The organism is Gordonibacter sp. RACS_AR49, assembly GCF_030418435.1.
Lineage (GTDB): Bacteria > Actinomycetota > Coriobacteriia > Coriobacteriales > Eggerthellaceae > Gordonibacter > Gordonibacter urolithinfaciens.
The window spans coordinates 417,029-442,857 of sequence record NZ_JAIUDM010000002.1 but is presented as its reverse complement, the minus strand read 5'-3'; the positions used below and the strand labels follow the sequence as shown (position 1 = coordinate 442,857).

Sequence of the window (25,829 nt, the reverse complement as noted above, 5' to 3'; positions counted from 1 at the left end):
TTACGCCTCTTCCCTCTTCTTCTCGTCGGCCTTCGATGCGGCCGCAACCGACGCGGAACCCAGAGCGACGTCAACGGCCCCCTTGACCACCGCCTCGACCACACCGTCGGCCGTAACCACGTCGGCAACGGTTTCGAAAGCCACGCTCGAACCCTCGACCTTCGCGGCCGAAGCCTCGTGCGGCAGATCGTCGCCGGAAGGCTCCTCGTCAAACTTGCGCTTCGCGCCACGGCGCCCAGCGGTGGCTATCAGAACGCCCACCATCAGCAGGCCGAAGCCCACCCACACGGGCGTGATGAGCGGGTTCACGCGCACGTCCATGGAGAAGTCGCCGTTGGTGTTCACGCCCTTGTACACCACGAACAGGTCCTCCGTGGGAAACGAGATCACGCCCGCCACGAGCTTCTGCTGCTGCGTGGACTGCACCAGCTGCACGGCCGGCGACACGGAGCCCACGAACTCGCCATCCTTGAACACGTCGTAGTTCACGGTGTACAGGATGTCGTCGCCGTTCGCCATCTCCTCGATGGTGTTCGACGTGTATTTCAGCGTGAAGTCCTGGATGGTGAAGTCCTCGGTGGTCGAATCCGTGGCCTCGTCGTAGCCCACGTAGCCCACGCGCTCGGTCACGTACATGGAAGAGCCGATCAAGCCCACCAGGATCACGGCCATGGCCAGGTGCGACACGAAGCCTCCGAACGAGGCGGCGCGGTTCGCCAGCATGCCGAACGCGGCGCCGAACACGTTGCCGCCGTGCTTCTCGCGGTAGGCGCGGATGCCGCGGCCCAGCATGAACAGCGAGTTGAACAGCAGCAGGCTGGCAACGAGCAGGCCCACGACCGCAAGGCCGTTATAGTACCAGGCAGGGCTCAACGTCGACAGCATATCGGAGGCAGAGACGCTGCCCTGCGCCGCCAGCTCCTGGTAGTACGCGACGTTCGCCTGGTAGCTGGGAAGCAGGTACGTGGCGAAGTAGAACATGAGCACCGCGAACAGCACGAGCGCGCAGGCGCCGGGGATGCGGGCGCGCTTCCAGAACTGCCTGCCCTCGGTCTTGCCCCACGACAGCAGCGGGCACACCGTGAGTACGATGAGGTACAGGACGCCCAAGGGCCGCGCGATGGCGTCGTAGGTTCCCGTGGAGAACTTCAGGTTGAACGGCAGCGCCGGCGCGATGGTCATGAACGTGAGCATGAGGGTGAACACGATCATGATGAGGTTGTTGAAGTAGTAGGCCGCGTCCTTCGACATCATGCTGGAGATATCGTCGCCGCCCGCCTTGGCAGGCCCGAACGACTTCCAGCGCACGATGAGGCCCACGATGCCGGCCAGCACCGACGCGGCAATCAGGCCGCCGAACAGCACGAGCGACACGTTGTCGCCCTCGAACGCGTGCACGGACTGCACGAGGCCCGAACGCGAGATGAACGTGCCCACGATAACGAACGCGAAGGTGAGGCACGCGCACATGACCGACCAGCGCTTGAACGCGCCGCGCTGGCGGTACACGGTGAAGCTGTGGATGAGCGCCACGCCCACGAGCCACGACAGCAGGCTCGCGTTCTCGACGGGGTCCCAGCCCCAGTAGCCGCCCCAGCCGAGCACCACGTAGGCCCATACGGCGCCCAGGCCGATGCCGATGCCCAGGAACAGCCAGGAGAACAGCGCGTAACGTTGCGAGCGCACGACCCATGCCTTCGAGGAATCGTTCACGATGACGGCCGCGATGGCATAGGCGAACGGGATGGTGAGGCCGGCGTAGCCCACGAACAGCGTGGGCGGGTGGATGGCCATGGCCCAGTGCTCCAAGAGCGTGTTCATGCCCCAGAGCGCCGCCTCGCCGCGCAGGTTGCCCGATGCGTCGAGGTACTGGGCGGCCAGGGCCGTGAACGGCATGTTGCTCTCGGAGAACAGCGTGACGCCCACGAACGCCGCCAGCACGATCTGCGCCACGAGCAGCGCCATGGAATCCAGCTTCTCCTGCCGCTTCAGGTTGCGCACGGCCACCACGGAGTTGAACAGCGAGATGAGCCAGGCCCAGAACAGAAGCGAGCCCTCGCGGCCGGCCCACAGGCCCGCCAGCTGGTAGAGCCATGCATCGGCGCCTGCCGCATTGCTGTGGTAGCGCACCACGTACTCGATGGACGTGTCGCCCGTCATGAAGCAGTACACGAGGATGCCGCAGCACGCCGTGAGCCCCACCGCGGACACGAGGGCCGCCACATGGCCGCCCCAGGTGAGCGTCTCCGCCACGCCGCTCGCACGCTTGTGCCCTGCAATCGCGCCCGCCACGAGGCAGACGATCGACACGACGACAGCCGCAAACGAGATGAGCAGTCCAATCAGACCGAATGTTGACATGTAGGTTTCCCTTCGTTGCGGCCGCGCGCGCGGCCGCCAAGCTTACGAGATGGCCGGGCCGCTCATGCTATCCAGCGAGCGAGACCTCGGTGGCATGGAACTTCCCGTCTTCGTTGAGCGAGCCGGTGAGCACGAGCGTGGAGCCGTCCCTCACCTCGTCGGACAGCGCGTCGTCGAACAGCACGGACAGCTCGGGCGCGCCCTCCGCGTCCACGAGGACGAAGCGGTCGCCCTGTCCCGCCGCGGCAAGCGTACCGTCCTTCACCGTGCCGGTAACCTTCACGGGCTTGTCCAGAACGCTGTCCCCGTAATCCGCAAGCTGCGCCACGCCGAGCGCGTTGCTGGAATTCTCGTACTTTGACGGGCACTTCGTCACGAGCTCGGTCGCATGCAGCACGCCGTCGGCGCCCACCTTGCCCGTGCAGATGGCCGTGACGTCGTTGCCGAAGGTGGCCGCCACGCCTCCCTCGTACTTGACGCGCAGGTACTGCGTCTGATCGCCCGCAGGGTCGTACATATCGAACGTGAGCACGTTGTCCTCCGTGGAGAAGGAGTTCTCCACCACGTTGCCCGACACCTGGACCTTCTGGTCGGCATACTGCCCGTTCGCCATGTCGGCAATCGTCACCGACTTCGCCGACGAACTGCCCCCGACGACGGCCAGGACAACGACCAGCACGATGACGATGATGCCGGTGACCACCACGAGCCGCCGCTTCGTTTTCGTGTTCACGCTCGCCTCCTCCTCAAGAGTCTTACGATCAATTGTCACGTACCCCAAAGTTCCGAGGAACGGAAGCACGGTGAATTCAAAGATTCACCATGTTGCCGCGGGTTTTCCCCGTTCGGCACGGTGCAAACCCCCGCCGACCATGCGGCCCGGTTTGCCGTTTCCGTTCGTCGAGCCTTTGAAGAGGGAGCCCGTCCAAGCAAGACGCTTGAGGCGGGCTCCCTCTTCGTTATGCGGTTTGCGTCCGAGGACGCTATTCGGCGCTGGCGAACCTTACGCGGTAAGCTTGCTGGCCTGCTGGTATGTCAGCCAGCCTTCCGGCACGTAGGACTCGCTGTGGCACTGCGTGCAGGCGTTCACCGATGCGCGGTGCGCCTTGTGGCAGCTGCTGCACTCCTGTTCGCCGTGCTGCGGCTGGTGCGGGTTGTACTGCCCCAGCTCGGACGTAGCCTGCTTCAGGTCTTCGCGCGTGAGATTGTGGCAGGACTCGTTCAGGCAGAACTCGTCGCCGCTCTCCAAGCCGCGCGCCTCTACCAGCTGGTCGACGTCGCGCTCCTCGAGCGGGTAGTAGTAGTTGCCCGTGATCCATGCCATGCCCTCGGACACCTGCTCGCCGATCGTCGGAACGTGGCAGCTCATGCACGTGGCCTCGGCGCCGCCCTGATCCTTCGAGACGCGGTGCACCGCGGCCATCATGCCGCTGGCGTCCTCAACGTCGTTGCCCCACTTGTCCACAGCCGCCTGGCCCGGCTCCGCCTCGTACGTCGGCAGATACGGATCCATCGGCGTGTGGCAAATGGCATTGCAGAAGCTCGGCTGCTCATGCCAAACCCAGAAGCCGGCACCGGCTGCAATCAGAACAACCGCCACGACGCCGACAACGATCGGCCACTTCTTCCCCTTCTTCTTGGGAGCGGCCTCGCCGGCTTCGGCGCCTTCCGCCTTCACGGCTTCATCCGTGGTTTCCACATCGGTCGTGGAGTCCTTGGTCGCGGCTGTCTCGGTGGCGGCTTCCACTTTGGTTTCCTCTTCGCTCATCTCCATAACCCCCTTTCTTGCATCCTCGATTGCCCGTGCGTTCCGGCTGGCTCGCGGGTTTCCCGCCCGACCTTCGACACAGGCACGTTACCTCATGCATACTAGCCCTCGACCGGCGATGCGCCTATCACCCATTTGGGGGGAATTAGCCCGTTTTGCCCCCAATTTCGTGTGAGGCACGCCCGTTGCGGCCGAGTTTTGGTGCAATACGCCGGGAAGGGAAAGCGGAGGGCCTTCCCTTCTCCAGCGCGGCGGAGAGACCGGTCGCGTTTCGTTTAGATCTGTGCCAGAGCTTGATCCACCGCCGCCTCGGACTTGTTGAGCGTGTCCTGGGCGAGCGCGGAGTTGTGAGCGCCATCGCTGTTCTCTACCATGACCCAATCCCAGTAGAACTGAGCCGTGCGGTTGAGGTCGCGGAGCTTGTTCAGCTGATCCTCGCCCATCGAGCCGTTCGCAACGATCTCGGAGAGCTTGTTGTTCAGCGTGACCAGCTTGTTGCCAATGCTGTTGACGCGGTCGATGGCAACCTTCTGCTTCGCGGCGACCTCGGCCTTGATGTCGGCATGGCACTGCGAGCAGTCGTTGGCGATGAGCTCCTCGTTGTCGAGCGGGCTCGACCAGTTGTGGTTGTCGAACTCCTTGCCGTCAGCGTTCTTCGTCGTGCCCATGTGGCAGTCGGAGCAGCTGTAGCCCTGCTTGGCCATGGGGGCCATGTCGCCGCCGTACATCGTCTCGAACTCGGGGTGCTGCACCTTGATCTGCTTCGTGCCGTTCGTCGGGTTCGTGTGGTCGACGTAGTTGATGGAGTTCTCGTACGCCAGCACCTTCTCCGGCGTGGCCTCGGCCAGGCCCTTCCACGGGTTCTCGGCCGACTTGTTCTCGTTCGGGAACAGGTACTCGTTGTGGCACTGGCCGCAGGACATGGCGCCCTCGGGCACCTTGCTCGCGTCGTCGCCCACCGCGTTCACGAAGAACTGGCGGATGGCCTTGGAGCCCTCGGCCGGGCTGTTCTCATGGCAGTCGTAGCAGCTGATAGGCTCGGTGACCTGGGCCTCCATCTCGTGGATGTCCGAGGTGTTCAGCGTGGGGTCGGCGTTCTGCTTCAGGATGAACTCAGACGACTTGCACGTCAGGCAGTTCGCCGTCTTAGGGTTGCGCCCCGTCTCGCTGATGTCGGTCAGCGAGTAGACGTGCCCGTTCGGCTCGGCGTAGAACTTCGAGAAAGCCGAGCCCGCCCAAATGGTTTGGATCTGCGGGTAGATCTGCGTGTAATCGCCCGGATCCTTGTTCTCTTCGTTCTGCTTGTACGTGGCGTACTCGTCGGGGTACACTTCTTGCCACGCATCGGCAGTGATGATGCCGTTCTCGTTCGCCGCGGGGATTTTGAAGTCCACCACGGATTCGGCTCCCTTGTTCGCTTCTTCGCTGCTGGGCTGCTGGGGCGCACACGCCGCCAACCCCATGACCAGAACGCAGATGCAGGTGAGGGAAAGCCCTAATCTCGTCTTCTTGCTCGCAAAGATGGCTTTCATCAAGCATCTCCTCCCTTCGACCTTCAGTAGATCTCTCCTTCACGAAATATACACTTTTCGAACAGGGAATATTGAGCCGCCGCACCCACGTCGGGAATTCCCACGGGCGGGATAGGGAAAAACCCGCCTCGGCCCTTTGCAGGCCATGGGCGCAACGCCTCCGAAGAGGTCCAACTTGGGGCGGCGGATCGACGGAACGGGTGCCACGTCGGCAAGACCTCACATTGATGCGCGTACGCCGCTTCCGCATGGACGCCCACGGCTTTGTCGGTGGGAATCGTATGCAACGGCGGCTCGCCGTCCGACCCGCATCGGGGATCAGGCTATAATGCCGAGCGGAGGCAACTGGCTCCTTAAGGCGCGCTTGCATTCTTGCGGCACAACTTGCGAAGCGAAACCGCCGGTCCCCTGGCTAAGGAGAGCAGATGCAGGAAGACGACGTCACGAAACTAGGGTCGCTTCGGGCGAAGTTGTTCTCGACCTCGTTTAACGAGAAGGTCGTTTGCATCATATTCAGCCTGGTGGCGGTTGTCGTGCTGCTGCTGAGCATCTGGTACTCGTATTCTCAGTTGGGCAACACCGAGAACGTGGCGCACATCTTTGCCATAGCCGCCCAATGCGCGGGAGCGCTGGTCCTCGTGCTCGAGGTTTTCGGCGAGTCCGAGGAAAAACAGCTTCGCAGAACGCTCGGGACCCCGGTGCTCTTGAGGGAGGTTTCCGAAGACTCGGTGCCCACCGAGCTGGTGCGCATCAAGGCGTCCGAGATAGCAAGCAAAAAGGCAAGCGCCGTCATCCTGATCCTTGGATACGCCGCCGCATTCGCCGCCAACTCCCCCAATCCAAGCATGGAGGCCCTCTTGTCTTTCGTCTCCGCAACCGTCGGGATCATCTTGGTCGTGCAGTCCTATGCGATTTGGACGATGATCAAGTTCCAAGGCGAGACGATCAACCTGAACAAGTTCTACAAAGACGAGTGAGGACGGGAGGCTCGATCAAGTGTGGAATACCAACTCGTTTACAGAAATCCGCCCGAAAGCAAGCTTCCAGGCGGATCGAGTCTCCGCTGTAGAGATGGCAGGATTCGAACGCACGACCCCCACGTTGCGAACGTGATGCTCTCCCAGAAGGTACGCACACCATCACAATTGCCTTAGTAACTAAAGTGGTGACGCGTCCTTTGCTTGTCGCTCGCATACGGCCTGCTCCGAATACGAGCTATCCCATTCTCTTTTTGCGGATCTTTTTCAAGTAGTTCTTTTTGAACGAATTTGAGCCGCCGAAAAATATTGCATCAGTAGCAGTGGCTTCAGAAGCATCATACTTCAAAGCGGTCAGCTCTATCCCGCAAGCGAAATCCGCAACTTGAGATAAGCAATAATCGCAGGGATGTGCGTCCTTAAACATGTACGCATCTTTCGACAGCGTATAGCGGATTGCTTCGTGGATCACTTCGCTGACAGCCTGCTGGCCGTCATCGTAATATACTTTAACTTTATCGAACGCTTGGAAGAATTCAAGGTGATCGAACAAAAACGAGGTGATATCCCGTTTCATGCGAACAAGCAGCTTGTCCGCTCCGTCAAACCCCGTCTTCTTGAATGCGAATGTTTGATACGTGAAAGGAAGACTCTGCGTGAAAACTAAGAACTTCGAGAGATGTCTTTTCCTGACCCCCAAACCGAGATCCGCATATTCGCAATGGCCGTTCATGAGCGGCGACAGGTGAAACGCTATGTCCATCATTCCGCAATCGTTCAGAACGCGTCGATATTTGTCCAGGTGAGAGTCTATGGCTGCACTTTGGTCATGAAAGACTAGAGTTATCAGGTAGTATTTCGAGACCGGACCAAACTCGCCTGACTCGTCAACGAAGATCGACAGCTCTCTCAATTGGCCCCCATAAAAGAAATTGCCGGGGGACTTCCCCCGGCTCTTGGAAGTAGCTCCTTTCGGAACCACCACTATTCTTATACCACATTTTGGGAGGCATTCCAATAGGTACATCCCTCGGACAAGAAAGAGCTTCCATACGAAAATCGGGCCGGAAGCAAGCTTCCGACCCGATCTAGTTTCCGTGGTGGAGATGATGGGATTCGAACCCACGACCCCCACGTTGCGAACGTGATGCTCTCCCAGCTGAGCTACATCCCCACGGGTTATGTGCGCTCTCGCGCGAGGACTTATTTTGCCGGTATTGGGGGCGTTTGTCAAATGGGGATTTGAAATGTTCATAGAACGTGCGGGTGTTGACAGGCGCTAGATGCCCTCGCCCTCTTCGGAGGGATCGAGATCGTCATCGTCGTCGAGGTATTTTAGGATGTCGCCTGGTTCGCATTCGAGGACTTTGCATATGGCGTTGAGCGTGGAAAAGCGGATGGCCTTGATCTTGCCGGTCTTTATGCGCGACATGTTCACGTTGGTGATGCCGACTTTATCCGCAAGGTCGTTGAGCGACATCTTGCGATCAGCCATGATGCGATCCAGATGAAGGATGATGGACATCGCTGATGCCTAGAGGGTTTCGTCCGAAAACTCTTGTAGAAGGACGCCGTATTGGAATACAAATGAAAACGCAAATATAACCGCAGAAGCAACTAGCGGTGCGAAATCAACAGTAATAATTGCACTTCCACTAGTAGAGAGATATCCGGAATTAAGGTTGCCAAGCTGAAACATAACTGAACTCGCAGAAAAAACCAGCTCCAGAATTGCATAGATTAGAAGAGCCAGGGCCATTTGTCTTAACCTTCTAACCTGCTTTATTGTAAATGACGACTCGCCTTTAGCTGCTTCAGAGAAGATTCCAATCAGTATGATGAACAGTACCGCTATAACTACCCCGCGCATAATGTGCAAAATTATTGGAATGATACCAGATACCGATAAATCTCCAGAACTAAAAAAGGTTATTAGCATTGAGCCTATTACAAACAGCCAAAAAACACATATGATGGCAAAAACCATTTTAACAGCCAAACTAATACCTGCACATACTTTGTTAATGCGCAATAGAGATACTCGTGTCTCATCCACTTCACTGTTAAACATTTCCGTTCCAATCCCTTATCGAACTCGTTTTGAAAATAATACTACCAACCAGATACGACTCATCTGAAAATGCAAAGAGCCCCTTCAAAAGAAAGAGCTCTCTCATGGATTTCGATTCGACGAAACAATTTAAATGCCAGGAGCTATGCAAATACCCCCGACAATGCCAATGGGATAGCAAACCGAGCGCGGCTCAACCTCACTGTAAAACAGCATATCACACACCTCCTTTCTTGTTTTCTATTGCAGCGTTCATGGCCGCTCCTAAACGGTCGTAGAACTCTAGGGTCATCGCGCAGTAGGAGTCGGGCGACTCCAGACTGCCCGATGCGAACAGCGAGCGGGCTCGACAGCCTCCCCCGCAGATTCGCTCGTAACGGCATGTGGCACAGCCCTCGAAGTTGGCGGCATCCAGGGCGCGGCACCGTGCGGAAACCTCGCTCTCCAGCGCCTCGGCAAGCGTGCCGTCAAAGACGTTGCCCATCGCCAGCTCGGGGCGGTGAAGCATATGGCACGGGTAGACGGTGCCGTCGGCGGCGATGCTCACGCCACGGTAGCCGGCGCCGCAGTTCCTCTTCACCGTGAGGTTCAGGCCGACGGGGGCGTCCATGAGGGCGAGCGGCTTTCCGCCGTCCAGCGTGAGGATGCTCGCGCCCAGCTTACGCAGGGCCTCCTCGTCGGGCAACAGGGCGGCCAGCTCGTCGTCGGGCGCGCACGTGAGCAGGCTGAAGTTCAAAGTAGCGCCCAGGTCTTTCGACAGGCGAACGTATTCGGCCAAATCGTCGATGTTCCTGGCATGCACCGTGGGAATGATGTGGGCCTGGATGCCGGCGGCTTGAACGGCCTTGACCGCGGCCACCAGCTCGTCGAAGCGCTGCTCTTCCCGAATGTAGGCGGGGGCGGACGCCGAGCAGCCGTCGAACGAGATGGAGACGCAGTCGACGTTCGGCGCGAGCGCAGCCAGGGCCCCTTCGGCAAGGCAGGTGCCGTTCGAAAGCACGGTGACGGCCTTGATGCCGCAGGTGCGCTTCGCATAGGCCACAATGTCGGGCAGGTCGTCGCGCAGGAACGGCTCGCCACCCGAGATGATGAGCGTGGCCAGGCCGGCGGCCGTCAGCTCGTCGAGCGCGCGCTCGATGGCGTCGAGCGGGGCATCGGGCAGGCAGTTGCGCTGGTCGTCATACGAGTAGCAGCCCACACAGTTCAAGTTGCAGCGCTGCGTGACGTGCAGGTAGGCGGACACCACGGCATCGGCCGGTTTCTCGTCGCTGAAGAACCCGCCGCGCACCAGATGCTCGAGCAGAGCCGCATCGACGGCGGCTACCTCGGTTTCCGCGACCTCTTCCCGAAGCAGGCGCTCGCACACGTCAGCCCCTTCGGCGGTCAGGCCGATGGCGTATCCCGTATTCATGTTGCCGACCATGGGAATGCCAGCGAAATCAAACGCGACCACCTGGTCTCTGAACCTCATGGAGCCTCCTCGCGCCTTCCCCCAGCCGCTTGCCGTCTCCAGGAGCAAGCGGCAGATACGCACCCGTTGTCAACCGTTATTCTATAGGTTCGATTATGCCTTGTCGATCAGTTCAGGCGAAAAGCGCAGTTGCTCAAAAGGGGAATCGAGCCGAACAAGCCGATGCCGTTCGCTACAACTCGGCTTCCGTTCGCTATTTATCGTTTAATGATTAATGTAGTATGATACATTACCCCAGCAACGCTATCGAGGCGACTCGTTGTCGCACCGCGACAGCGCGTTCGGCCTCCCGCATCGGAAAGGGGCGATCAAAATGAGATCATGCAAAGAACCCCCCCCCCCCCCGCACCCGGCCGGGTCCTCGGCTCGCTAACCTGCGAGCCCTTGTGTCCAACCACGTTATGGAAAGAGAAGCCACCATCATGCCCGTTCAGACGAATCCCGAGATCGGCGCCGCCGACTTGACCGCCTTCGGCGAAGCCGCAAAAGCGCTGTTCTCCACGGCGGACACTCCCGAAGAAGTAGCCGCTATGCGCGACGAGGTGCTGCGCCGGATAGCCGAATGCGCCGCTGCCACCCGCCAGAGCATCGCAGAATCCGAGCGCACATCGCACGAAGGTTAAGCTCGACACCGCATGCGGAAGGGCCCGCTAAGGCAGCGGCCCTTCCCCTTTTTCCAGCCGAGGCTTCGTGCTTGCCTGCTGCAGCGTTGCACACCGATCCGGATCAGCCTTCCAGCAGGGGGCCTTTGGCCTATACTGGGAGCATGAGCTTCGAGGAAACATCCGACCCCATCCCCTTGGAGGAATTCGTCCAAACGACGGGTCCCGACGAGCGAGGAATGACAACGGAGCTGTTCTACGCGTTCAACACCGTCGTCACCCTGCAGGCATTCGGCACTCCCGAGCAGTGTCGCACGGCATACGCTGCCGCACGCGCCGCATGTCGCTCGTTCGAGCGGCGCCTCTCGCGCACGCTGCCGCACTCCGATATCGCCCGGCTGAACGCCGCGAAGGGGCGTCCCGTGCCCATCGCGACCGACACGGCCGCACTGCTGCGCGCGGCCCAAGGCTATTGCGCGGACAGCGAGGGACGGTTCGACATCACCATGGGTGCCGTCGTGCGGCTCTGGAACTTCCACGAAGGAACGGTTCCCGAACGCAAGCGTATCGACGAGGCGCTTGCGCACGTCGACTGGCGCACGCTGCGGGTGTGGGACGAGCCGACCGCGACGGCCGCGGAGGGCGGGAAAACACATAGAGTCACCGGATCAGGCGGACAGGCGTTCGCGCAGCTGGAAGACCCTTTGGCTGCGGTGGATGTGGGAGGCATCGCGAAAGGATGGATCGCCGACGCCGTGGCCGACCTGCTGGCCGATCACGGGCTGGAGGCGTTCATCGTGAACCTCGGCGGCAACGTGGTGGCGCATGGCGAGAAGCCGGGCGGGATGCCCTGGCGCATAGGGCTGCAGGACCCGCGCGACAAGGAGGGCGTGGTGGGCACCGTGGCGGTGCGCGACGCCTCGGCCGTCACGAGCGGGGTGTACGAACGCTGCTTCGAGCGCGACGGCGCCTTCTACCACCATATACTCTGCCCCGAAACCGGCTTGCCGGTAGAAACGGATGCCGCGGGAGCCACCGTGATCGCGCGCCGCTCGCTGGACGCCGAGGGGTACTCCACCACGCTGCTGGCGCTGGGCATCGAACGCGGGCGGGCATTCGCGCAGTCGCATCCGGCCATCATGGAGGCGCACTTCGTAGACGCGGCGGGCAAGGTGCATTCAGCGTAGGGAAGGTCCCCCACCGGCCTCGCCCCCTCTTCCCGTCAGCGAGTTGCGGGCACCGCATGCAAGACGGGCACCGCGCAATGCGGCGCCCGTCTTGAGAGCAGCTTGCGACGCCTTCCGAAAGGCGTCTTTCGTGAGAGGAGCGCTAGGAGAGCACCGTCTCCTCTTCACGCTCGTCGACTGCCGTCGAGGCGTCGGCCAGCGGGTTCTCCGGGACGAAGGGCTCGAACAGCGGCTCGCCGTTCTGGGAGAGCTCCACCATGCCGGTGAGGACGTCCACGTACTGGTAGGACTGCCGTGCCGTGCGCCCGCGCTTGCGGTCGACCTCCAAGATGAACAGCTGGGGATGCACCTGCATGAGCACGCCTTCGCTCTCGACGATCTTCGAGCGACCCATATTGGCGCGCACTTTCAGGCGTTGACCGACGAAGTCATGTAACGTATCATGAATGGAGTCGACGATTTTGGCCTGTTTAGCTAAATCCATGCTCACTCTTTCTCGCGTGTGCCGTTATGCAGAAATCACAAAGCGAGATTATACCACCTTGGTCAATACTCTACAGAATCTGCACGGATATGTTACTTTTCGCAAACCATAAGTTGACGGCCGGCCGTTCAGGAACTATTTTCGGCTGAATCGGCTATGAGCTTTTCGGCTCCATTCGGTATTCAGGCGCCTTCGGCACACGGGGAGCCTTTCTACGTCTCCCGCGCCCCTTATGCGCCCAATGCCTCCAGCGCCGTTCCCAGGCGAATGAAATCCTCCAAAGCCAATGCCTCTCCGCGAATTTTCGGATCGACGGCAGCTTGCTCGAGGAGCTGCGGGAGGGCGGCGGCGATGCGTGCCCCTTGCGCCCCGCGGGAGGCGAAGTAGGTTTTGCAGGAGTTCGAGAGGGTCTTGCGGCGGTTCGCGAAGGCGGCGTCGGCCATAGTAGCGGCAGCCTTGAGCGTGGACGCGGCAAGCGGTTCCCCGCCAGCGCCGCACAGCGGACGGCGATCCAGGCGCAGCACGGCGCTCTCCACGCGCGGCGGCGGGAAGAAGTTGCCCGGACCCACGCCGAAGCGTCCGGCCGGCTCGGCGTACAGGCGCAGCTTCACGGTGTAGGCGCCGTAGTTCTTCGTGCCGGGAACCGCGGCCATGCGGTCGGCCACCTCTTTCTGCACCATGACGGTGGCGCTTCCCAGCGAGGGGAACCGCTCGAAGTAGTCGAGCACGACGGTGGCGGCCACCGCGTAGGGCAGGTTCGCCACGAGCTTGCCGGGGGCGGTCTCGGGAGGGTCGAGCCGACCGAGCGCGTCGCGCAGGTCGTCAACGGTCAAGTCGAGGGCGTCCTTCTGCACGAGGGCGAAGCGGTCGGCCCAGGGCGCGAGCGTCTCGGCGAGCACAGCGGACAGGTCGGGGTCGCGCTCCACGGACACCACGCGGCCCGCATGCTGCAGGAGAGCCATGGTGAGCGTACCGATGCCGGGGCCCACCTCCAGCACCGTGTCGACGGGCGCAACCTCGGCCAGCGCGACGATCTTCTGCAGGATGGCGTCGTTCACGAGGAAGTTCTGCCCGAGCGAGTACTTCGCGGTCAGGCCGTGGGCCTCCAGCACGGCGCGCGTGGCGGAAGCGCTTGCGAGCGGCGATAGCTTACCCACGGCGCTTGCCGCCCTGCTTCGGGCGGCCGGCCTGCTTGCCGGGGCCCTGCTTGCCGGCGGCTGGCTTGCGGGAGCCTTGCTTGCCCGATCCCTGCCTGGGGCGCTTCGTGCCCTGCGGGGCGGTGCCGGAGGCGTGCTGCTTGCCGCGGGAGGCGTTCTTCGCAGGCGGGTTGCCGGCCGCTGGGGAGGATTCGCCTTCCGGCGAGAGGCGCAGCGCGGGACGGGACGGGGCGTCGGACACGGGGGCGGGAGCGTAACCCTTGCCGTCATCGGCCGGCCCCGCCGATTCGGCATCGCCGAGCGGCGTGGACGCTGCGGGGGCGGATGCGGAACGCCCTGGCAGGGGCGCCAGCGGATGCTCGACGGCCTCGGCCGTGATCTCGCCTTCCTCGTCGATCCTGCCCACCCAGTCCAATACGCGCTCGAGGGCGAAGCCGGCGCACGACAGCGACGAGCGCACCACGCCGACCAGCGGCTCGAAACCGTGCGGGTCGCCGCCCTCGCCCACCACGTGCAGCGTGGCCGGACGCTTCTCCCGATGGCGCTCGTCGGTCCAGAAGTAGGGCTGCAGGCGGTCGAGCAGGGCTTTCAGCTGGGCGGGGGCGCCGGCGAAGTACACGGGCGACACCACGACCAGCTCGTCGGCGGCGTCGATCAGCTCGTACACCTCCGCCATGTCGTCGTCGATGACGCAGCGGCGGGGCGCCTCGTCCGCCTGCCCGTCCTCAGCCTCCTCGCCGCCTGCAGCAAGCGCGGCGAGCGCCTTGCACGCATCGCACCCCTGACAGGGCTCGATGGCAAGCGTCGACACCGGTGCGAGCGCCAGCTCGTCGTCGGAGCACTCGTCGATGCACGACTCGAACAGCAGGTCGGCAAGGTGCGCGCTACGGCCGTCGATGCGGGGCGAACCTACGATGATCAGGCGGTTCATAGGGCAGCTCCTCATTGTCCGTCGGCGGCGGCCGGGGCCGCTCCGCCCAGCGTTGCGAAGGCGTCGGCGTAGAACTGGCGGGCGGCCTGCTGCTGCCAAACCGTCGGCTCGCGGTCGAGCAGGCTGCGGGCGTTCTCCAAAAGCCGGCGCAGCAGCGCCGCGCGTTCCTCGCCGGGCGCGCAGCCGCGCACTTCGGCCAGGCGCTCGGCCGTGAAGATGACGTGCTCGGGCCCGCAGACGGTTCCGCGCAGGGGCTCGGGCGTCATGTAGGGCGCGTCCGTTTCGGTGAGCAGGCGGTCTGCCGGCACACGGGTGGCAGCCTCGCGGGTGTCGTCGCTCTTCTTGAACGTGAGCGGTCCGCCGAACGCCACGTAGCAACCTGCCTCGACCCATGGCTCGAGCACGTCCCAATCCAAGTTGAAGCAGTGCAGCAGCGTTCCCGCCTCGGGGAAGCCCTCGTCGCGCATGATGGCCAGCGCCTCGTCGTGCGCCTCGCGCACATGCAGGATGACGGGCAGTCCGCACTCCTTCGCCACGCGCAGCTGGCGGCGGAACGCCGAGCGCTGGTCGTCGCGCGGCGAGAAATCGTAGTGGAAGTCCAGGCCGATCTCCCCCACCGCAGCCGTGCGCGGGTCGGCCAGCCGTTCGCGCAGGACGGCCTCCAGCGCGTCGTCGTAGTGCTTCGCGTTATGGGGATGGCAGCCGGTTGCGATGCGCACCCGCGGCACGCGCGGGCAAGGGTCGCCTCAACATCGGTGGACGAGCTTGGCCACGTCGACCGCCGCCTCGTGCCTCCAGGCATCGAGGCGGTCGTACGTGACGGGGCCGTCCTCGTACACATCGGTTATGGTGCAGAGGAAACCGACGCCGTGCGCGGCACAGCGCGCCAAGGCAAGCGCCGGGTCGTCCAACAGCTGCAGGTGCGCATGCGTGTCGGCCACAAGGCCCTCCAGCTGGGGCGCGTCGACGGTGTCCCACTTGCCGTGCTTGCGCTTGCGGTGGAACAGCGTATCGAAGAACACGGGGTCGGTTTGCGTTTCGTCGGCCACGGAAGGCTACTCCATGTCCAGGTCGACGGCGTCCATGTCCAGGCGCGGGAACAGGGGGTCGCCGATCTCCACCGCGTTGCCGGCGGGCAGCTGGCCCCAAGCGGTCGCCGCCTCGATGTCGGTCACGGCGGTGACGTCGCCAAGGCTCAGGCGGCGGAAGACCTCGGCCGACGTGTTCGGCATGAACGGCGCCAGGTACAGCGCGATAATGCGGATGGCCTCCAGCGCGTTGTAGATGACGGCCGCCAGCTGGTCGGCGGTCTCCTCGCTCTTCGCCAGGTTCCACGGGGCGGACTCCTCCACGTACAGGTTCACGCGACCCGCGAGCTTCTGCACCGCGGCGGCCGCGGCCGTGAAGTCCACGTCGCCGAGGGCGCGGTCGTACTCGGCGTAGAGCTCGTCCGATATCTCGCGCAGCGGGTTGGCCTCCACGAGCGCCGCGGCGGATGCCGGCACCTCCGGCACCTGACCGTCGAAGTACTTCTTCGTCATATTGAACACGCGGCTGCAGAGGTTGCCCCAGGTGTTCGCCAGATCGGCGTTGTACACCTGCACCATGCGCTCGAGCGAGATGGAGCCGTCGGCGCCGAACTGCACGTCGCTCATGAAGTAGTAGCGGTACGCGTCCACGCCGAACACGCGGCACAGGTCGGCCGGCATGAGCCCGTTGCCCTTCGACTTGGACATCTTCTCGCCCTTCGTGAGCAAGAAGCCGTGGCCGAACACCGTGTGGGTGATGGGCATCCCGGCCGCCATGAGCATGGCCGGCCAGATGACGCAGTGGAAGCGCGTGATGTCCTTGCCCACGAAGTGGTACTGCATGGGCCAGCGCTCGTCGAACTCGCCGGCGCGCTCGCCCTCGTCGCCGTAGCCGATGCCGGTGAGGTAGGCCAGGAGCGCATCGGCCCACACGTAGGCCACATGCCCCTCGTCGAAGGGCAGCGGCACGCCCCAGTCGAACGTGGAGCGGCTGATGGAGAGGTCCTTCAGGCCGCTCTTCACGAACGAGACGATCTCGTTCTTGCGCGTCTCGGGACGGATGAAGTCGGGGTTCTCCTCGTAGAACGCGAGCAGCTTGTCGCCGAACTCGGACAGCTTGAAGAACCAGTTCTCCTCGCCGCCCGCCTTCTGCACGGGGCGCTTGCAGTCGGGGCACACGAGCTGCCCCTCCTCGTTCTTCTCGAGGTCGCTCTCGGCGTAGTACGTCTCCTCGTGCACGCAGTACCAGCCCTCGTAGCTGCCCTTGTAGCACCAGCCCTTGTCGTAAAGGTCCTGCCAGAACTTCTGCACGCTCTTCGCGTGACGGGGCTCGGTGGTGCGCACGAAGTCGGTGTAGGTGATGCCCAGCAGGTCCCACGCCTCGCGGAACGCAGGCTCCATGGAGTCGCACCAGGCCTGCGGGGTCATGCCCTTGGCGGCGGCCGTGTCGGCCACCTTCTGGCCGTGCTCGTCCATGCCCGTGACGAACGCGACGTCGTAGCCGTTCATGCGCTGGTAGCGCGCCACGGTGTCGGCGGCGATGGTGGTGTACGCCGTGCCGAGGTGCGGGGCCGCGTTGACGTAGTAGATGGGGGTGGTGAACGAGTAGGTTCCCTTTGACATGGTGCTTTCCTCTTCCTTCGGTCTGCGTGCGACTCATGATGCCGCATCGTCCAGTTATTCTAGCACGAGGGCCCCGCGCGAAGAACCGCATCTCGCCCCGTGCACACGAAACGGGAACGCCTGCGGGCGAATCCAGGAGGCGGAAGCGCCCTATGCGCGGGCGCCTTCGGCGGGCAACGGTTCGGGCAGGCGCAGGTATTGGGCGAGGTCGTAGCCGATCACCTCCCCCGAGGGAGTTTCGAGCCAGGCGCGTTCCTCGTGCGAGTACGCGGACAGCTCCGCGGTGGTGGCGAAGCCGTTCGCGAAGGCGGCCACAGCGTCGAGGCGGGCGACTTCCTGGGGGGAGAAGGCGGAGAGGTCGGCGCCTCGGCGCGCGACGATAACGCGCCCGTCGCCCTGCTCGCGGTACGCAAGCGTCGCCCCGTCCACGAGCGCGGCCATGACGAGGTCGTACTGATCGGGGACCGGGCCATAGTCGGCACGGGCGTAGCGCAGCCCCGTGAAGCCGGCGCCCTCGTCGCGGTAGGCCGAGAAGTCCAGGTAGAACAACACCTTGTTGAGCTTCGTCACGAACAGGTTCCCCACGTGCGCCGCGAGGTAGACCACCGCCTCTCGCAGACGTTCGGCGTCGAAGGCACGCAAGCCCGTTTCCGGCGTGGCCGTGCGCGGCAGGCAATCCAGCAGGTCGAGGCGCACCACGGCATAGTCTATCCTGCTGGCCGCCTGCTGCTCGACGGCCCGCAGCGCGCGCTCCCGGTCCCGCTCGCCGAGGCGCGGGGCGCCGCCGCGCAGGCGCTCGCGCAGTATCTGGGGGTCGCGCGCCTGGCGGAGCAGCTCGGCATGCGACTCCGAGGGAAGGGCACCGCCCTCGTAGCGCTGCACGCTGGCCACCCCGATGCCGAGGATAGCTGCGAGAACGCGCTGCGAGAACCCGTAGCGCCGCCGCAAGGCCACGATCTCGTCGGGCCGGGGGACGTCCCGGGCCTCGCGGTAGGCCGCATACATCTTCTCGAAATTGCGATCCATGGTTGCCGCATGACCGATGCGGTTGCCGCACAAGGGACAAATAGGATACCAGAACTCGTCGGTTACGGAGACGCCCCTGACATCGACCGTCTCGCGAACCGCAACCACCGGGGCATCGACCTCGTTGTAGCAGGCATCGCAGACGGTTCTCACGGTTTCAGACAAGTTCGGGACCCTCCCTTCGGTACGGATACGACAATCGGTGCTCGGCTTCATGAAACGAGACGCACACCGCTTGCACGCATCCCGACGAGAAGAAAGCAGCCAGCTTAACGTACACCTCGTACACGGGCACATAGGTGCCGAACACCCACACGTCGTGAGGACGTCCCTTATCGTCGGGAAGAGAATAATTGGAAACGCGCAAGTCGCAAACGGTCTCATGAACCTGCCGACCGTTGAATCCGACAAGCTGCATGAACCGCCTCGTTTTTCCTTGCGGGTTCCCCAATCCGGCGATGACGAATCGTTCATAAGGTACAGCCCGCACCAAGGCCAGCACGGCTTCGACCTTCCATCTTTCGGCTACTTTGCCCGGCATCGACCCTCGCTTGAATTCACCTCAATTGATGTGACTACTATATATGATAAACAGGTCGATGTCTAGGAAAATCACCTCAATTGAGGTGATTACTCGAAATAGAACAGGTCCTCGAACTTCTTGTCGAGCGCGATGCACAGGACGAGCGCCAGCTTGGCAGTAGGGTTGAACAGGCCCGTTTCAATGGAAGAGATGGTCTGGCGCGACACGCCGACGAGACGTGCGAGGTCGGTCTGGGACAGCCCCGCTTCGGCGCGCGCCGCTTTCAGGCGATTGCGCAGCTCCAGTTCGCCGTCGTTGTCATGCACCTTATCTATTCCGAAGGAAGGCAGCTTTATCATAGCAACCTGCGCCTACATCGTCAGCATGATGTGCTTTGCTGCGAACGAGACGACGCCGAACGCTGCCAGCAAACCGCACACGAGGCTGAGTTTCATGCGCATCTGGTAGAACTGGAAGAAGCCCATGGCCGCAACGCCTGACAGCATGATGGCGGCAGGCGCGCTCGTATCCTGCCCGTGAGCGAAATCCCACAGGAACAGCGCTGCCCACACCGCAAGCATGGCGCCGACCATGACCGAGCTTTGACGCTGGTTCAGGATGCGGAACCGCTCGTCAGCCCCACGGTTGTCCTCGCGGTTCTTCTCCAAGATCTCCTCTTTGTCCATGCCGCACCTCCCGAGCCATCTCGTTCGACCCTCCGAATGTTTCACTTGAAACATTCGTTTGTGCTAGTGACAAGTTTTATTATCACTGTGCCAAGTATACTTGTCACATTCAAGAAACGCAAGGAATGCGGGGCGTCGACGGCGTGGCATGGAAGCGAACCCGAAGAGGCGCACGCGGCGGGAACCTGCTATCATCAGGGGCATGGAACGCAACGAGAACAACTTCGAGGGCCGAAAGGCCGTCGCCGAATCCAGCGCCTCGGACGCGGCGGGAAATGCAGCTGCGGCTTCGACGACCGGCGCCGCCGCGCCGCGCCGACGTTGGCCGCGGCGGGTGGCCATCGTGCTCGTGGCGCTCGTCGTAGCGGCGGTGCTGGCGGTGGCGGCGTTCCTCGTGTATGCGAGCGACTACTACCGCGACGCAGACGCCGGGCACGAGAACCTTGCGTCCACAGCGCAGCTTCCCGTCGAGCAGGGAGCACACTACGTGGCCTTCGGCGACCCTGCGGCCGAGACGGGGCTGGTGTTTTACCCGGGCGCGAAGGTGGAGTACACGGCATACGCCCCGCTCATGCGCGATTTGGCCGAACGCGGCTACCTGGCTGTGGTCGTTGAGATGCCCTTCAACTTCGCATTCTTCGGCATCGATGCGGCCGACGAGGTGCGTGCAGCTTTTCCCCAGGTGAGCGAGTGGTGGGTCGGCGGGCATTCGCTCGGCGGCTCCATGGCGGCTCATTACGCGGCCGACCACGCCGAAGACGGCGCACTCGCGGGCCTCGTGCTGCTGGGCGCGTACACCGCGAGCGACCTTTCCGCCAGCGACCTGGGCGCCCTCGTCGTGTACGGCTCGGAGGACCAGGTGCTCAACCGCGGGAAACTCGCCGACAGCGCCGCGCTCATGCCAGAGGGCGCGCGGACGATCGAGATCGTCGGCGGCAACCACGCGGGCTTCGGCGCCTACGGCCCCCAGGAAGGCGACGGCACGGCCACGGTCTCGGCCGAAGAGCAGCAGGGGCAGACCGCCGACGCCATCGACGCGTACGTCAAGGCGCGCCGCCAAGCGACCGCCGCGCTGCCCGAGGCCGCCTGAGCACCTGGTTTGCCGATCAAGCGTGCGCCCTGCTTCTCCTTCGTCGCGCATTCGACTTCGTCCCCGCCCGACGCTCGCCCAGCTCTTCCCGACGCCGTCCGATGTCACCCTATGCTCCTCCCGCCAGAGGGACGTCTGCAACGCACCGTCCGGTACTTGTCCGCCCTCCACACCTTCGGCACGCAAGCTTCAGCTTTGTTTCGCTTTGTCAACGAATAGGTATCGTCCGGGTGCCCGTTCCTATACTGATTCGAACGTACCCGAGCCGACCGTCCGAAGGAATCCCATGGCGAGGCCGCGCCGCCCCATCGCATCCGTCATCAACGCATCGCTCACCGCGCTGGCGCTGGTCGGCCTGTTCGTCGTCCAAGCCTACTTCGTGGGCGGGGCCGTGGGCCTGATGCCCGCCGCGCATGCGGAGATGCCGGCCTTCGCGGCGGCGGACGTGCCTGACGGCCCGATCATGGTGGACTACTGCAGCGAGGCCGTGGCCGCGCACGATCCGGGCAACCCGTCGGGCCGCACGTCCACGAGCGTCGAGCTGGACGACGCCTGGTTCGCCGGCGATTCCCGCCGCTACCACCACGGCATTGCCACGAACTGCGCGGTGCTCAGCGCCGTATGCAACTCCGAATCGCACTTCTATTCCGGCAGCGGCGACCGCATCCCCTATGCCGAGCGGGCCCTGAGCGCGCTCGGGTTCTCCCAGGTGCGCACCGATTCCTACGAGTTGCGCAGCGCCGTGCTCGACCAGTTGGCCGCGCTTGTCAACGGCTCGCACGACGTGGCCGCCTACACGTTCGCCAACCGCAGGATCGAGACCGCCCGCCACGGCGACGCCGCTGCGGGCGGCTCCTCCTCAAGCAGCCCGGTGACGGGCAGCTCGCCTGAAACCCTCGTGTTCGTGGGCATACGCGGAAGCTACGGCGCGGAATGGGTCAGCAACTTCAACCTGCCGGATGCGGCATCGCCCGACGCCGACCATCGCGGTTTCAAGACGGCCGAACAGGAGGTCGCGCAGGCGCTCGAGCGCTACCTGGATGAAATCGGCGCAGACCCGGCACGTACGCGCATCCTCGTGACCGGCCACAGCCGCGGCGGTGCCATCGCCAACCTGCTGGCTGCCGACCTCATCGACCGGGCGGACGGACCCGGTGCCCTGGCGTCGGCCGACGCCATCTACGCCTACACGTTCGCCGCACCGTGCCCCACGAAGTCCGCAAACCAGGGCGACGACGCGTACGCGGGCATCTTCAACATCGTGAACCCCTCGGACCTCGTGCCGCAACTGCCGCTCCCCGCCTGGGGCTACGGGCGCTACGGCACCACCGTTGAGCTGCCGGGCTATGCCAGCACCCGCTTCGCGTCGTCGCTCGCCCTCATGCAGCAGGCGTACCAGGCGAACACGGGACTGCTGGACTCCTACAGCCCCGACGCGCTGGAACGGCTCGACTCGTTCGACGCCCAGGCTTCGCAAAGCCTCCCCACGTTGGAGAGCCTGCTGAACCCCTTCGGCATTTTCACGGCCGTGCGGGAGCTGCTGGAGGTGGACCTGGGGCTGGCGTTCACGTCCCATTGCCCCGACACGTACATCGCCTGGATGCAGGCGGTCGATGCACGGGCGCTCTCGTTCACGCAGCGGGCCTAGCGCAGCTTCGCGCGGCGCTCGCGCCAATCGGGCATATAGGTGTCCATGAGATCCTTGAAACGCTGGCCGTGGCCGCGCTCCCGCAGGTGACACAGCTCGTGAACCACCACGTACTCCAGGCACTCGGGCGGGTAGAGCGCCAGACGGACATTGATGCAGATGCGCCCGGTAGCCGGCTGGCAGCTGCCCCAGCGGCTGGTCATGTTGCGGTAGGCGAGCCGCCCCGCCCTCACGCCCATGATGGGCTCCCAAGCGGCCACGAGCGGCGGCACGCATGCCTCCACCACGGCGCGCCATGCGGCCACCTCCTCGGGCGATGCCGCCGCGGCCTCCGCCCGCGGCGAGGCGGCCATCTCGGCACGCTTCGCCTCGATCCAGGGGCGCTTCTCGCGCACGAACGACGCCACGAACGCGTCGGTGGCATGCAGCGGGGCCGATACCTCCACCTGGCCGTCGGCCTTCACGCGCAGGTTCACGTTCTTGATGCGCTTGCGCGCGAGCCGCACGGGCAGCCCGTCCACCACAAGGACCGTCGGCGCCGGCGCCGCGGTCGCACCCCGGCGCTTGGCCGCCGCCCGTCCCGAACGCGCGGGAGCCTGCGCCCCCGTGCGGCCCGCACCGCGCCCTGCCATGCCGCTCACGCCTTGAGAGCCAGGTCATACGCCGCGTTGCGCGCGATGCCGAACTCGTCGGCCAGCGCGCGGGCGATGTCCTTGTTGCGGGCGCCTGCCGCCTTCAGCTCGGCGGCGCGCACGGCGGCGGCCTGCTGGGCACCCTCGGCGGCAGCCGCGCCCTCGGCGGCGTTCGGGCCATCCACCACGATGACGATCTCGCCCTTCACGCCGCGCCCTCCCGCGCCCGTTCGTTCCGCGAACTCGTCGCGCAAATCGGGCAGCGGCCCGCGCACCACCTCCTCGTGCAGCTTCGTGAGCTCGCGGCACACGGCGGCCTCGCGCTGCGGCAGCGCGGCGGCCAGCGCGGCGAGCGCCGAGGCAAGGCGGTTCGGGCTCTCGTAGAACACGAGCGCCGCATCGAGCGCGCGCAGGCCGTCCAGCAGCGCGGCCCTCTCGGCGTCCTTGCGCGGGAAGAAGCCGCCGAAGTAGAAGCGGGGATTGTCGCAGCCACTGGCCACGTAGGCCGTCGCGGCGGCCGTGGGACCCGGCAGCACCTCCACGGCAGCGCCCGCCTCGCGGGCCGCGCGCACGAGGCGCAGCCCCGGGTCCGACACGCCGGGCATGCCCGCGTCAGAGCAGTAAGCGACGGTCTCGCCGTCTAGCACGCGCTGCACGATGCCCGCGCCGCGCCCGCCGATCAGGGCCTCGTCCAAACGCTCCAGCCGCTTTTCTATGCCGTACGCCGCCAGCAACCGCCCCGTCACGCGCGTGTCCTCGGCGCACACGACGTCGGCCGCGCGCAGCGCCGCCAGCGCGCGCTCGGTCATGTCGCCAAGGTTCCCAAGCGGTGTGGGGCAGATGACCAGCTTCCCGTCCATGGTTGCTCCCCGCCCCCGCTAGCGGTTGCGCCGCATGAGCACGAACGCCACCACCAGCACCGCCGCCGCCACCAGCACCACGCCGGCCACGATGAACGGCAGCGGGCCGTCCCCTGTGCAGGCCAAGCTCCCCATGCATCCCATGCCGTCCGCTCCTTTCCGCCGCGTCGTCCGCGCAGCTGCGCCGCTGTGTGCTTTCATAATCGCACACTTCGGTCCGCGCGCCCAGCATGCGTCCGCCGCCCAGCGGCCACGTCCGCCAAACCACCACGACCACGGCCGCGCAGGCGGCCCGAAACGGTGGGGCACGGGGGCCGCTGGGCTGCAAGCCCCGCATGTCCGCTCGCCGCGCGATCGCGCTCGCCCGCGTGCCCGCGCGCCCTCCCTAATCCCCTGCGGCAACAGCCGGCACGCCGTACCCCGCCGTCACGGCCCGCTCGCCAGGCCCTGCGACCACGCAAGCATAACCTCTCTCACCGGTGATCACCGGTTTTCCGCCAATCAACCGTTCGCCGCAGATAGATGCCTCCTGCTCGCAGGCTCCTATACTGAACGGATTGGCCTGCGCGCGACGGCACAACCCGATCCCGCCGCGCTCCGAGAACAGGAGAACGCCATGGCACCTTCCCCGAACGCATCGTCCCCCGCAATCCCCCAGCCCTACGATGGCCTCGACCGGCTCTACATAGCCGGAGCCTGGCGCGACGGCGCGAGCGGCGAGTCCGCCCAAGACGTGAACCCCTACAGCCAGGAGATCCTCTCCACCCACGTGCTGGCGAACCGCGCCGACGTGGACGAGGCCTACGCCGCCGCCGAGCGCGCCCAACGCGAATGGGCCGCCGCCTTGCCCGCCGAGCGCGCCGCCGTGCTGCGCCGCGCCGTGGACATCTTCGACGCGCGCCACGACGAGCTGATCGGCTGGGTCCAGCGCGAGTCCGGCAGCATCCGCGCCAAGGCGGAGTTCGAGGTGGGCGCCGCGCGCAACATTACCGAAGAGGCCGCGAGCTTCCCCTACCGCATGCACGGCGATATCTTCCCCTCCGACACGCCGCGCAAGGAGAACCGCGTATACCGCCAGCCGCTGGGCGTGGTAGGCGTCATCAGCCCGTGGAACTTCCCCATGAACCTGTCGAACCGCTCCGTCGCCACGGCACTGGCCTGCGGGAACGCCGTCGTTTTGAAACCGGCCAGCGACACGCCCGTCACGGGCGGCATCCTGCTGGCGAAGATCTACGAGGAGGCGGGGCTGCCCGAGGGCCTGCTGTCGGTGCTCATCGGGCGCGGCAGCGAGATAGGCGACTACTTCGTGGAGCACCCCGTGCCGAAGCTCATCTCGTTCACCGGCTCCACCGCCGTGGGGCGCGGCATCGGCGCGAAGACGGCCGGCGGCAAGCTGCTCAAGCGCGTGGCGCTGGAGCTGGGCGGCAACTGCCCGCTCGTCGTGCTGGACGACGCCGACGTGCAGCAGGCCGTGGACATAGCCATCATCGGCCGCTTCCTGCACCAGGGGCAGATCTGCATGAGCACGAACCGCATCATCGTGGACGCCTCCCTCGTCGACGAGTTCACCGAGCGCTTCGTCGACCGCGCGCGCAAGCTCGTGTGCGGCGACCCTTTGGACCCGGCCACCGATATCGGCCCCATTATCAACCAGTCCCAGCTTGCGGGCTTGGTGAGGAAGGTGCAGCACGCCAAGGACCAGGGCGCCCGCGTGCTGCTTGACGGCGAGCCCGAAGGCCTGGTCATGCCGCCCGTCGTGTTCGGGGATGTCGATCCCACCTGGGACATCGCGATGCAGGAGAGCTTCGGGCCGCTGGCGCCCATCATCGTGGCGCACGGCGAGGACGAGGCGCTCCGGTTCGCCAACATGAGCGACTACGGCCTGTCGTCCGCCGTCGTCGGTCGCGACGTGGAGCGCGCCACCGCGTTCGCCCTGAAGATCGACGCGGGCATGACGCACGTGAACGACATGACCGTGGCCGACGAGCAGCACGTGCCCTTCGGCGGCGAGAAGAACTCCGGCCTGGGCCGCTTCAACGGCCGCTGGATCTTGGAGGAGATGACGAGGACCCACTGGACGAGCGTTCAGCACGCCCCGCATCCCTACCCGTTCTGATCCAATCCTCCCAGCCCGGCCACCTTGCAGGGTGACCGGGCTTTTCCAGTATTCCG

At 64.5% G+C, this 25,829-nt stretch carries 27 protein-coding genes and 1 tRNA gene; 6 read left to right on the top strand and 22 right to left on the bottom strand.

Annotation, left to right across the window (positions count from 1 at the left end; translation table 11 throughout):
* The 4 genes from LB310_RS06475 to LB310_RS06460 all read right to left on the bottom strand — a co-directional run bounded on the left by LB310_RS06475 (position 1) and on the right by LB310_RS06460 (position 5,661).
* Entirely contained in the window at positions 1–2,361 is a 2,361-nt protein-coding gene (locus LB310_RS06475; RefSeq protein WP_231897346.1) for a heme lyase CcmF/NrfE family subunit, read from the bottom strand.
* Between the two features lie 67 nt (positions 2,362–2,428).
* Positions 2,429–3,094 (bottom strand): cytochrome c maturation protein CcmE, encoded by a 666-nt coding sequence (locus tag LB310_RS06470; RefSeq protein WP_087191368.1) that lies wholly within the window; start codon positions 3,092–3,094, stop codon positions 2,429–2,431.
* Positions 3,095–3,364: 270 nt separating this feature from the next.
* A complete protein-coding gene (locus LB310_RS06465; protein WP_096228587.1) occupies positions 3,365–4,129 on the bottom strand; it encodes a cytochrome c3 family protein in 765 nt (254 codons plus the stop codon).
* A 275-nt stretch (positions 4,130–4,404) separates the two neighbouring features.
* Positions 4,405–5,661 carry an ammonia-forming cytochrome c nitrite reductase subunit c552 gene (locus tag LB310_RS06460; RefSeq protein ID WP_096227253.1) on the bottom strand — a complete coding sequence of 419 codons (1,257 nt, stop codon included), beginning with the start codon at positions 5,659–5,661 and terminating at the stop codon, positions 4,405–4,407.
* Positions 5,662–6,086: 425 nt separating this feature from the next.
* Here LB310_RS06460 and LB310_RS06455 point away from each other — a divergent pair, with 425 nt between their 5' ends.
* Positions 6,087–6,638: a hypothetical protein gene (locus LB310_RS06455; protein ID WP_123673785.1), complete on the top strand. Its 552-nt coding sequence runs from the start codon at positions 6,087–6,089 to the stop codon at positions 6,636–6,638.
* 238 nt (positions 6,639–6,876) lie between these two features.
* Here the strand turns inward: LB310_RS06455 and LB310_RS06450 are convergent, their stop codons facing one another.
* From LB310_RS06450 to LB310_RS06430, 5 genes are all read right to left on the bottom strand, one after another.
* Positions 6,877–7,665 carry a DUF3800 domain-containing protein gene (locus tag LB310_RS06450; RefSeq protein ID WP_338121281.1) on the bottom strand — a complete coding sequence of 263 codons (789 nt, stop codon included), beginning with the start codon at positions 7,663–7,665 and terminating at the stop codon, positions 6,877–6,879.
* Between the two features lie 71 nt (positions 7,666–7,736).
* Positions 7,737–7,812 (bottom strand) — tRNA-Ala (locus tag LB310_RS06445).
* Between the two features lie 105 nt (positions 7,813–7,917).
* Positions 7,918–8,163, bottom strand: coding sequence for a helix-turn-helix transcriptional regulator (locus LB310_RS06440; protein WP_087191364.1), 246 nt, complete (start codon positions 8,161–8,163; stop codon positions 7,918–7,920).
* A 9-nt stretch (positions 8,164–8,172) separates the two neighbouring features.
* Positions 8,173–8,709: a hypothetical protein gene (locus LB310_RS06435; RefSeq protein WP_301154751.1), complete on the bottom strand. Its 537-nt coding sequence runs from the start codon at positions 8,707–8,709 to the stop codon at positions 8,173–8,175.
* Positions 8,710–8,926: 217 nt separating this feature from the next.
* Complete coding sequence (locus LB310_RS06430) at positions 8,927–10,180, bottom strand: radical SAM protein (RefSeq protein ID WP_123673789.1); 1,254 nt, start codon at positions 10,178–10,180, stop codon at positions 8,927–8,929.
* 422 nt (positions 10,181–10,602) lie between these two features.
* Here LB310_RS06430 and LB310_RS06425 point away from each other — a divergent pair, with 422 nt between their 5' ends.
* Both LB310_RS06425 and LB310_RS06420 read left to right on the top strand, forming a co-directional pair.
* Entirely contained in the window at positions 10,603–10,803 is a 201-nt protein-coding gene (locus tag LB310_RS06425) for a hypothetical protein (RefSeq protein WP_087192044.1), read from the top strand.
* Between the two features lie 218 nt (positions 10,804–11,021).
* Positions 11,022–11,969: an FAD:protein FMN transferase gene (locus tag LB310_RS06420; protein WP_301154750.1), complete on the top strand. Its 948-nt coding sequence runs from the start codon at positions 11,022–11,024 to the stop codon at positions 11,967–11,969.
* A gap of 142 nt (positions 11,970–12,111) precedes the next feature.
* On the opposite strand, the gene LB310_RS06415 is transcribed toward LB310_RS06420, so the two are convergent.
* The 10 genes from LB310_RS06415 to LB310_RS06370 all read right to left on the bottom strand — a co-directional run bounded on the left by LB310_RS06415 (position 12,112) and on the right by LB310_RS06370 (position 19,427).
* Positions 12,112–12,453, bottom strand: a complete 342-nt coding sequence (locus LB310_RS06415) for a Veg family protein (protein WP_096227258.1) — start codon at positions 12,451–12,453, stop codon at positions 12,112–12,114.
* A gap of 230 nt (positions 12,454–12,683) precedes the next feature.
* A complete protein-coding gene (gene rsmA / locus LB310_RS06410; protein ID WP_123674476.1) occupies positions 12,684–13,610 on the bottom strand; it encodes a 16S rRNA (adenine(1518)-N(6)/adenine(1519)-N(6))-dimethyltransferase RsmA in 927 nt (308 codons plus the stop codon).
* Positions 13,603–14,541 carry a flavodoxin family protein gene (locus LB310_RS06405; RefSeq protein WP_123674475.1) on the bottom strand — a complete coding sequence of 313 codons (939 nt, stop codon included), beginning with the start codon at positions 14,539–14,541 and terminating at the stop codon, positions 13,603–13,605. The genes rsmA and LB310_RS06405 overlap by 8 nt, the downstream gene beginning before the upstream one ends.
* An 11-nt stretch (positions 14,542–14,552) precedes the next feature.
* The gene (locus tag LB310_RS06400) at positions 14,553–15,269 is read right to left on the bottom strand and encodes a TatD family hydrolase (RefSeq protein ID WP_123674474.1); all 717 of its coding nucleotides are present in this window, start codon (positions 15,267–15,269) and stop codon (positions 14,553–14,555) included.
* A gap of 18 nt (positions 15,270–15,287) precedes the next feature.
* The gene (locus LB310_RS06395) at positions 15,288–15,590 is read right to left on the bottom strand and encodes a nitrate ABC transporter substrate-binding protein (RefSeq protein ID WP_087192038.1); all 303 of its coding nucleotides are present in this window, start codon (positions 15,588–15,590) and stop codon (positions 15,288–15,290) included.
* Between the two features lie 6 nt (positions 15,591–15,596).
* Positions 15,597–17,192, bottom strand: a complete 1,596-nt coding sequence (metG, locus tag LB310_RS06390; protein WP_123674473.1) for a methionine--tRNA ligase — start codon at positions 17,190–17,192, stop codon at positions 15,597–15,599.
* A gap of 150 nt (positions 17,193–17,342) precedes the next feature.
* Positions 17,343–18,383 carry a type II TA system antitoxin MqsA family protein gene (locus LB310_RS06385; protein WP_241557755.1) on the bottom strand — a complete coding sequence of 347 codons (1,041 nt, stop codon included), beginning with the start codon at positions 18,381–18,383 and terminating at the stop codon, positions 17,343–17,345.
* Entirely contained in the window at positions 18,376–18,759 is a 384-nt protein-coding gene (locus tag LB310_RS06380) for a toxin (protein WP_123674471.1), read from the bottom strand. The genes LB310_RS06385 and LB310_RS06380 overlap by 8 nt, the downstream gene beginning before the upstream one ends.
* Positions 18,760–18,848: 89 nt before the next feature.
* Positions 18,849–19,100: a helix-turn-helix transcriptional regulator gene (locus LB310_RS06375; protein WP_123674470.1), complete on the bottom strand. Its 252-nt coding sequence runs from the start codon at positions 19,098–19,100 to the stop codon at positions 18,849–18,851.
* A gap of 12 nt (positions 19,101–19,112) precedes the next feature.
* Positions 19,113–19,427, bottom strand: a complete 315-nt coding sequence (locus tag LB310_RS06370; RefSeq protein ID WP_123674469.1) for a DUF6442 family protein — start codon at positions 19,425–19,427, stop codon at positions 19,113–19,115.
* Between the two features lie 202 nt (positions 19,428–19,629).
* On the opposite strand from LB310_RS06370, the gene LB310_RS06365 reads away from it, so the two are divergent.
* Positions 19,630–20,517 carry an alpha/beta hydrolase gene (locus LB310_RS06365; RefSeq protein ID WP_123674468.1) on the top strand — a complete coding sequence of 296 codons (888 nt, stop codon included), beginning with the start codon at positions 19,630–19,632 and terminating at the stop codon, positions 20,515–20,517.
* 286 nt (positions 20,518–20,803) lie between these two features.
* On the top strand, positions 20,804–22,165 hold the full coding sequence (locus LB310_RS06360) for a lipase family protein (RefSeq protein WP_301154749.1): 1,362 nt from the start codon (positions 20,804–20,806) through the stop codon (positions 22,163–22,165).
* Here the strand turns inward: LB310_RS06360 and LB310_RS06355 are convergent.
* Genes LB310_RS06355 through LB310_RS06345 form a run of 3 tightly spaced genes read right to left on the bottom strand, consistent with a single transcriptional unit; the run spans position 22,162 to position 23,801 of the window.
* Positions 22,162–22,797: a M48 family metallopeptidase gene (locus LB310_RS06355; protein WP_123674466.1), complete on the bottom strand. Its 636-nt coding sequence runs from the start codon at positions 22,795–22,797 to the stop codon at positions 22,162–22,164. The two genes, LB310_RS06360 and LB310_RS06355, sit on opposite strands and share 4 nt — an antisense overlap.
* Positions 22,798–22,802: 5 nt before the next feature.
* Positions 22,803–23,657, bottom strand: coding sequence for a 16S rRNA (cytidine(1402)-2'-O)-methyltransferase (gene rsmI, locus LB310_RS06350; protein ID WP_123674465.1), 855 nt, complete (start codon positions 23,655–23,657; stop codon positions 22,803–22,805).
* Positions 23,658–23,675: 18 nt separating this feature from the next.
* A complete protein-coding gene (locus LB310_RS06345) occupies positions 23,676–23,801 on the bottom strand; it encodes a hypothetical protein (protein WP_264465277.1) in 126 nt (41 codons plus the stop codon).
* Between the two features lie 472 nt (positions 23,802–24,273).
* Between LB310_RS06345 and LB310_RS06340 the strand changes: the two genes are divergently transcribed.
* On the top strand, positions 24,274–25,773 hold the full coding sequence (locus LB310_RS06340) for an aldehyde dehydrogenase family protein (RefSeq protein ID WP_087192030.1): 1,500 nt from the start codon (positions 24,274–24,276) through the stop codon (positions 25,771–25,773).
* Positions 25,774–25,829 lie beyond the last annotated feature (56 nt).

What these genes read in the sequence shown, in the direction of transcription:
- LB310_RS06475 (WP_231897346.1), bottom strand. Translation starts at nt 2,361, where the DNA reads ATGTCAACATTCGGTCTGATTGGACTGCTCATCTCGTTTGCGGCTGTC.
- LB310_RS06465 (WP_096228587.1), bottom strand. Translation starts at nt 4,129, where the DNA reads ATGAGCGAAGAGGAAACCAAAGTGGAAGCCGCCACCGAGACAGCCGCG.
- LB310_RS06460 (WP_096227253.1), bottom strand. Translation starts at nt 5,661, where the DNA reads ATGAAAGCCATCTTTGCGAGCAAGAAGACGAGATTAGGGCTTTCCCTC.
- LB310_RS06455 (WP_123673785.1), top strand. Translation starts at nt 6,087, where the DNA reads ATGCAGGAAGACGACGTCACGAAACTAGGGTCGCTTCGGGCGAAGTTG.
- LB310_RS06450 (WP_338121281.1), bottom strand. Translation starts at nt 7,665, where the DNA reads ATGTACCTATTGGAATGCCTCCCAAAATGTGGTATAAGAATAGTGGTG.
- LB310_RS06440 (WP_087191364.1), bottom strand. Translation starts at nt 8,163, where the DNA reads ATGTCCATCATCCTTCATCTGGATCGCATCATGGCTGATCGCAAGATG.
- LB310_RS06435 (WP_301154751.1), bottom strand. Translation starts at nt 8,709, where the DNA reads ATGTTTAACAGTGAAGTGGATGAGACACGAGTATCTCTATTGCGCATT.
- LB310_RS06430 (WP_123673789.1), bottom strand. Translation starts at nt 10,180, where the DNA reads ATGAGGTTCAGAGACCAGGTGGTCGCGTTTGATTTCGCTGGCATTCCC.
- LB310_RS06425 (WP_087192044.1), top strand. Translation starts at nt 10,603, where the DNA reads ATGCCCGTTCAGACGAATCCCGAGATCGGCGCCGCCGACTTGACCGCC.
- LB310_RS06420 (WP_301154750.1), top strand. Translation starts at nt 11,022, where the DNA reads ATGACAACGGAGCTGTTCTACGCGTTCAACACCGTCGTCACCCTGCAG.
- LB310_RS06415 (WP_096227258.1), bottom strand. Translation starts at nt 12,453, where the DNA reads ATGGATTTAGCTAAACAGGCCAAAATCGTCGACTCCATTCATGATACG.
- LB310_RS06405 (WP_123674475.1), bottom strand. Translation starts at nt 14,541, where the DNA reads ATGAACCGCCTGATCATCGTAGGTTCGCCCCGCATCGACGGCCGTAGC.
- metG (WP_123674473.1), bottom strand. Translation starts at nt 17,192, where the DNA reads ATGTCAAAGGGAACCTACTCGTTCACCACCCCCATCTACTACGTCAAC.
- LB310_RS06380 (WP_123674471.1), bottom strand. Translation starts at nt 18,759, where the DNA reads ATGCCGGGCAAAGTAGCCGAAAGATGGAAGGTCGAAGCCGTGCTGGCC.
- LB310_RS06375 (WP_123674470.1), bottom strand. Translation starts at nt 19,100, where the DNA reads ATGATAAAGCTGCCTTCCTTCGGAATAGATAAGGTGCATGACAACGAC.
- LB310_RS06370 (WP_123674469.1), bottom strand. Translation starts at nt 19,427, where the DNA reads ATGGACAAAGAGGAGATCTTGGAGAAGAACCGCGAGGACAACCGTGGG.
- LB310_RS06365 (WP_123674468.1), top strand. Translation starts at nt 19,630, where the DNA reads ATGGAACGCAACGAGAACAACTTCGAGGGCCGAAAGGCCGTCGCCGAA.
- LB310_RS06360 (WP_301154749.1), top strand. Translation starts at nt 20,804, where the DNA reads ATGGCGAGGCCGCGCCGCCCCATCGCATCCGTCATCAACGCATCGCTC.
- LB310_RS06355 (WP_123674466.1), bottom strand. Translation starts at nt 22,797, where the DNA reads ATGGCAGGGCGCGGTGCGGGCCGCACGGGGGCGCAGGCTCCCGCGCGT.
- rsmI (WP_123674465.1), bottom strand. Translation starts at nt 23,657, where the DNA reads ATGGACGGGAAGCTGGTCATCTGCCCCACACCGCTTGGGAACCTTGGC.
- LB310_RS06345 (WP_264465277.1), bottom strand. Translation starts at nt 23,801, where the DNA reads ATGGGATGCATGGGGAGCTTGGCCTGCACAGGGGACGGCCCGCTGCCG.
- LB310_RS06340 (WP_087192030.1), top strand. Translation starts at nt 24,274, where the DNA reads ATGGCACCTTCCCCGAACGCATCGTCCCCCGCAATCCCCCAGCCCTAC.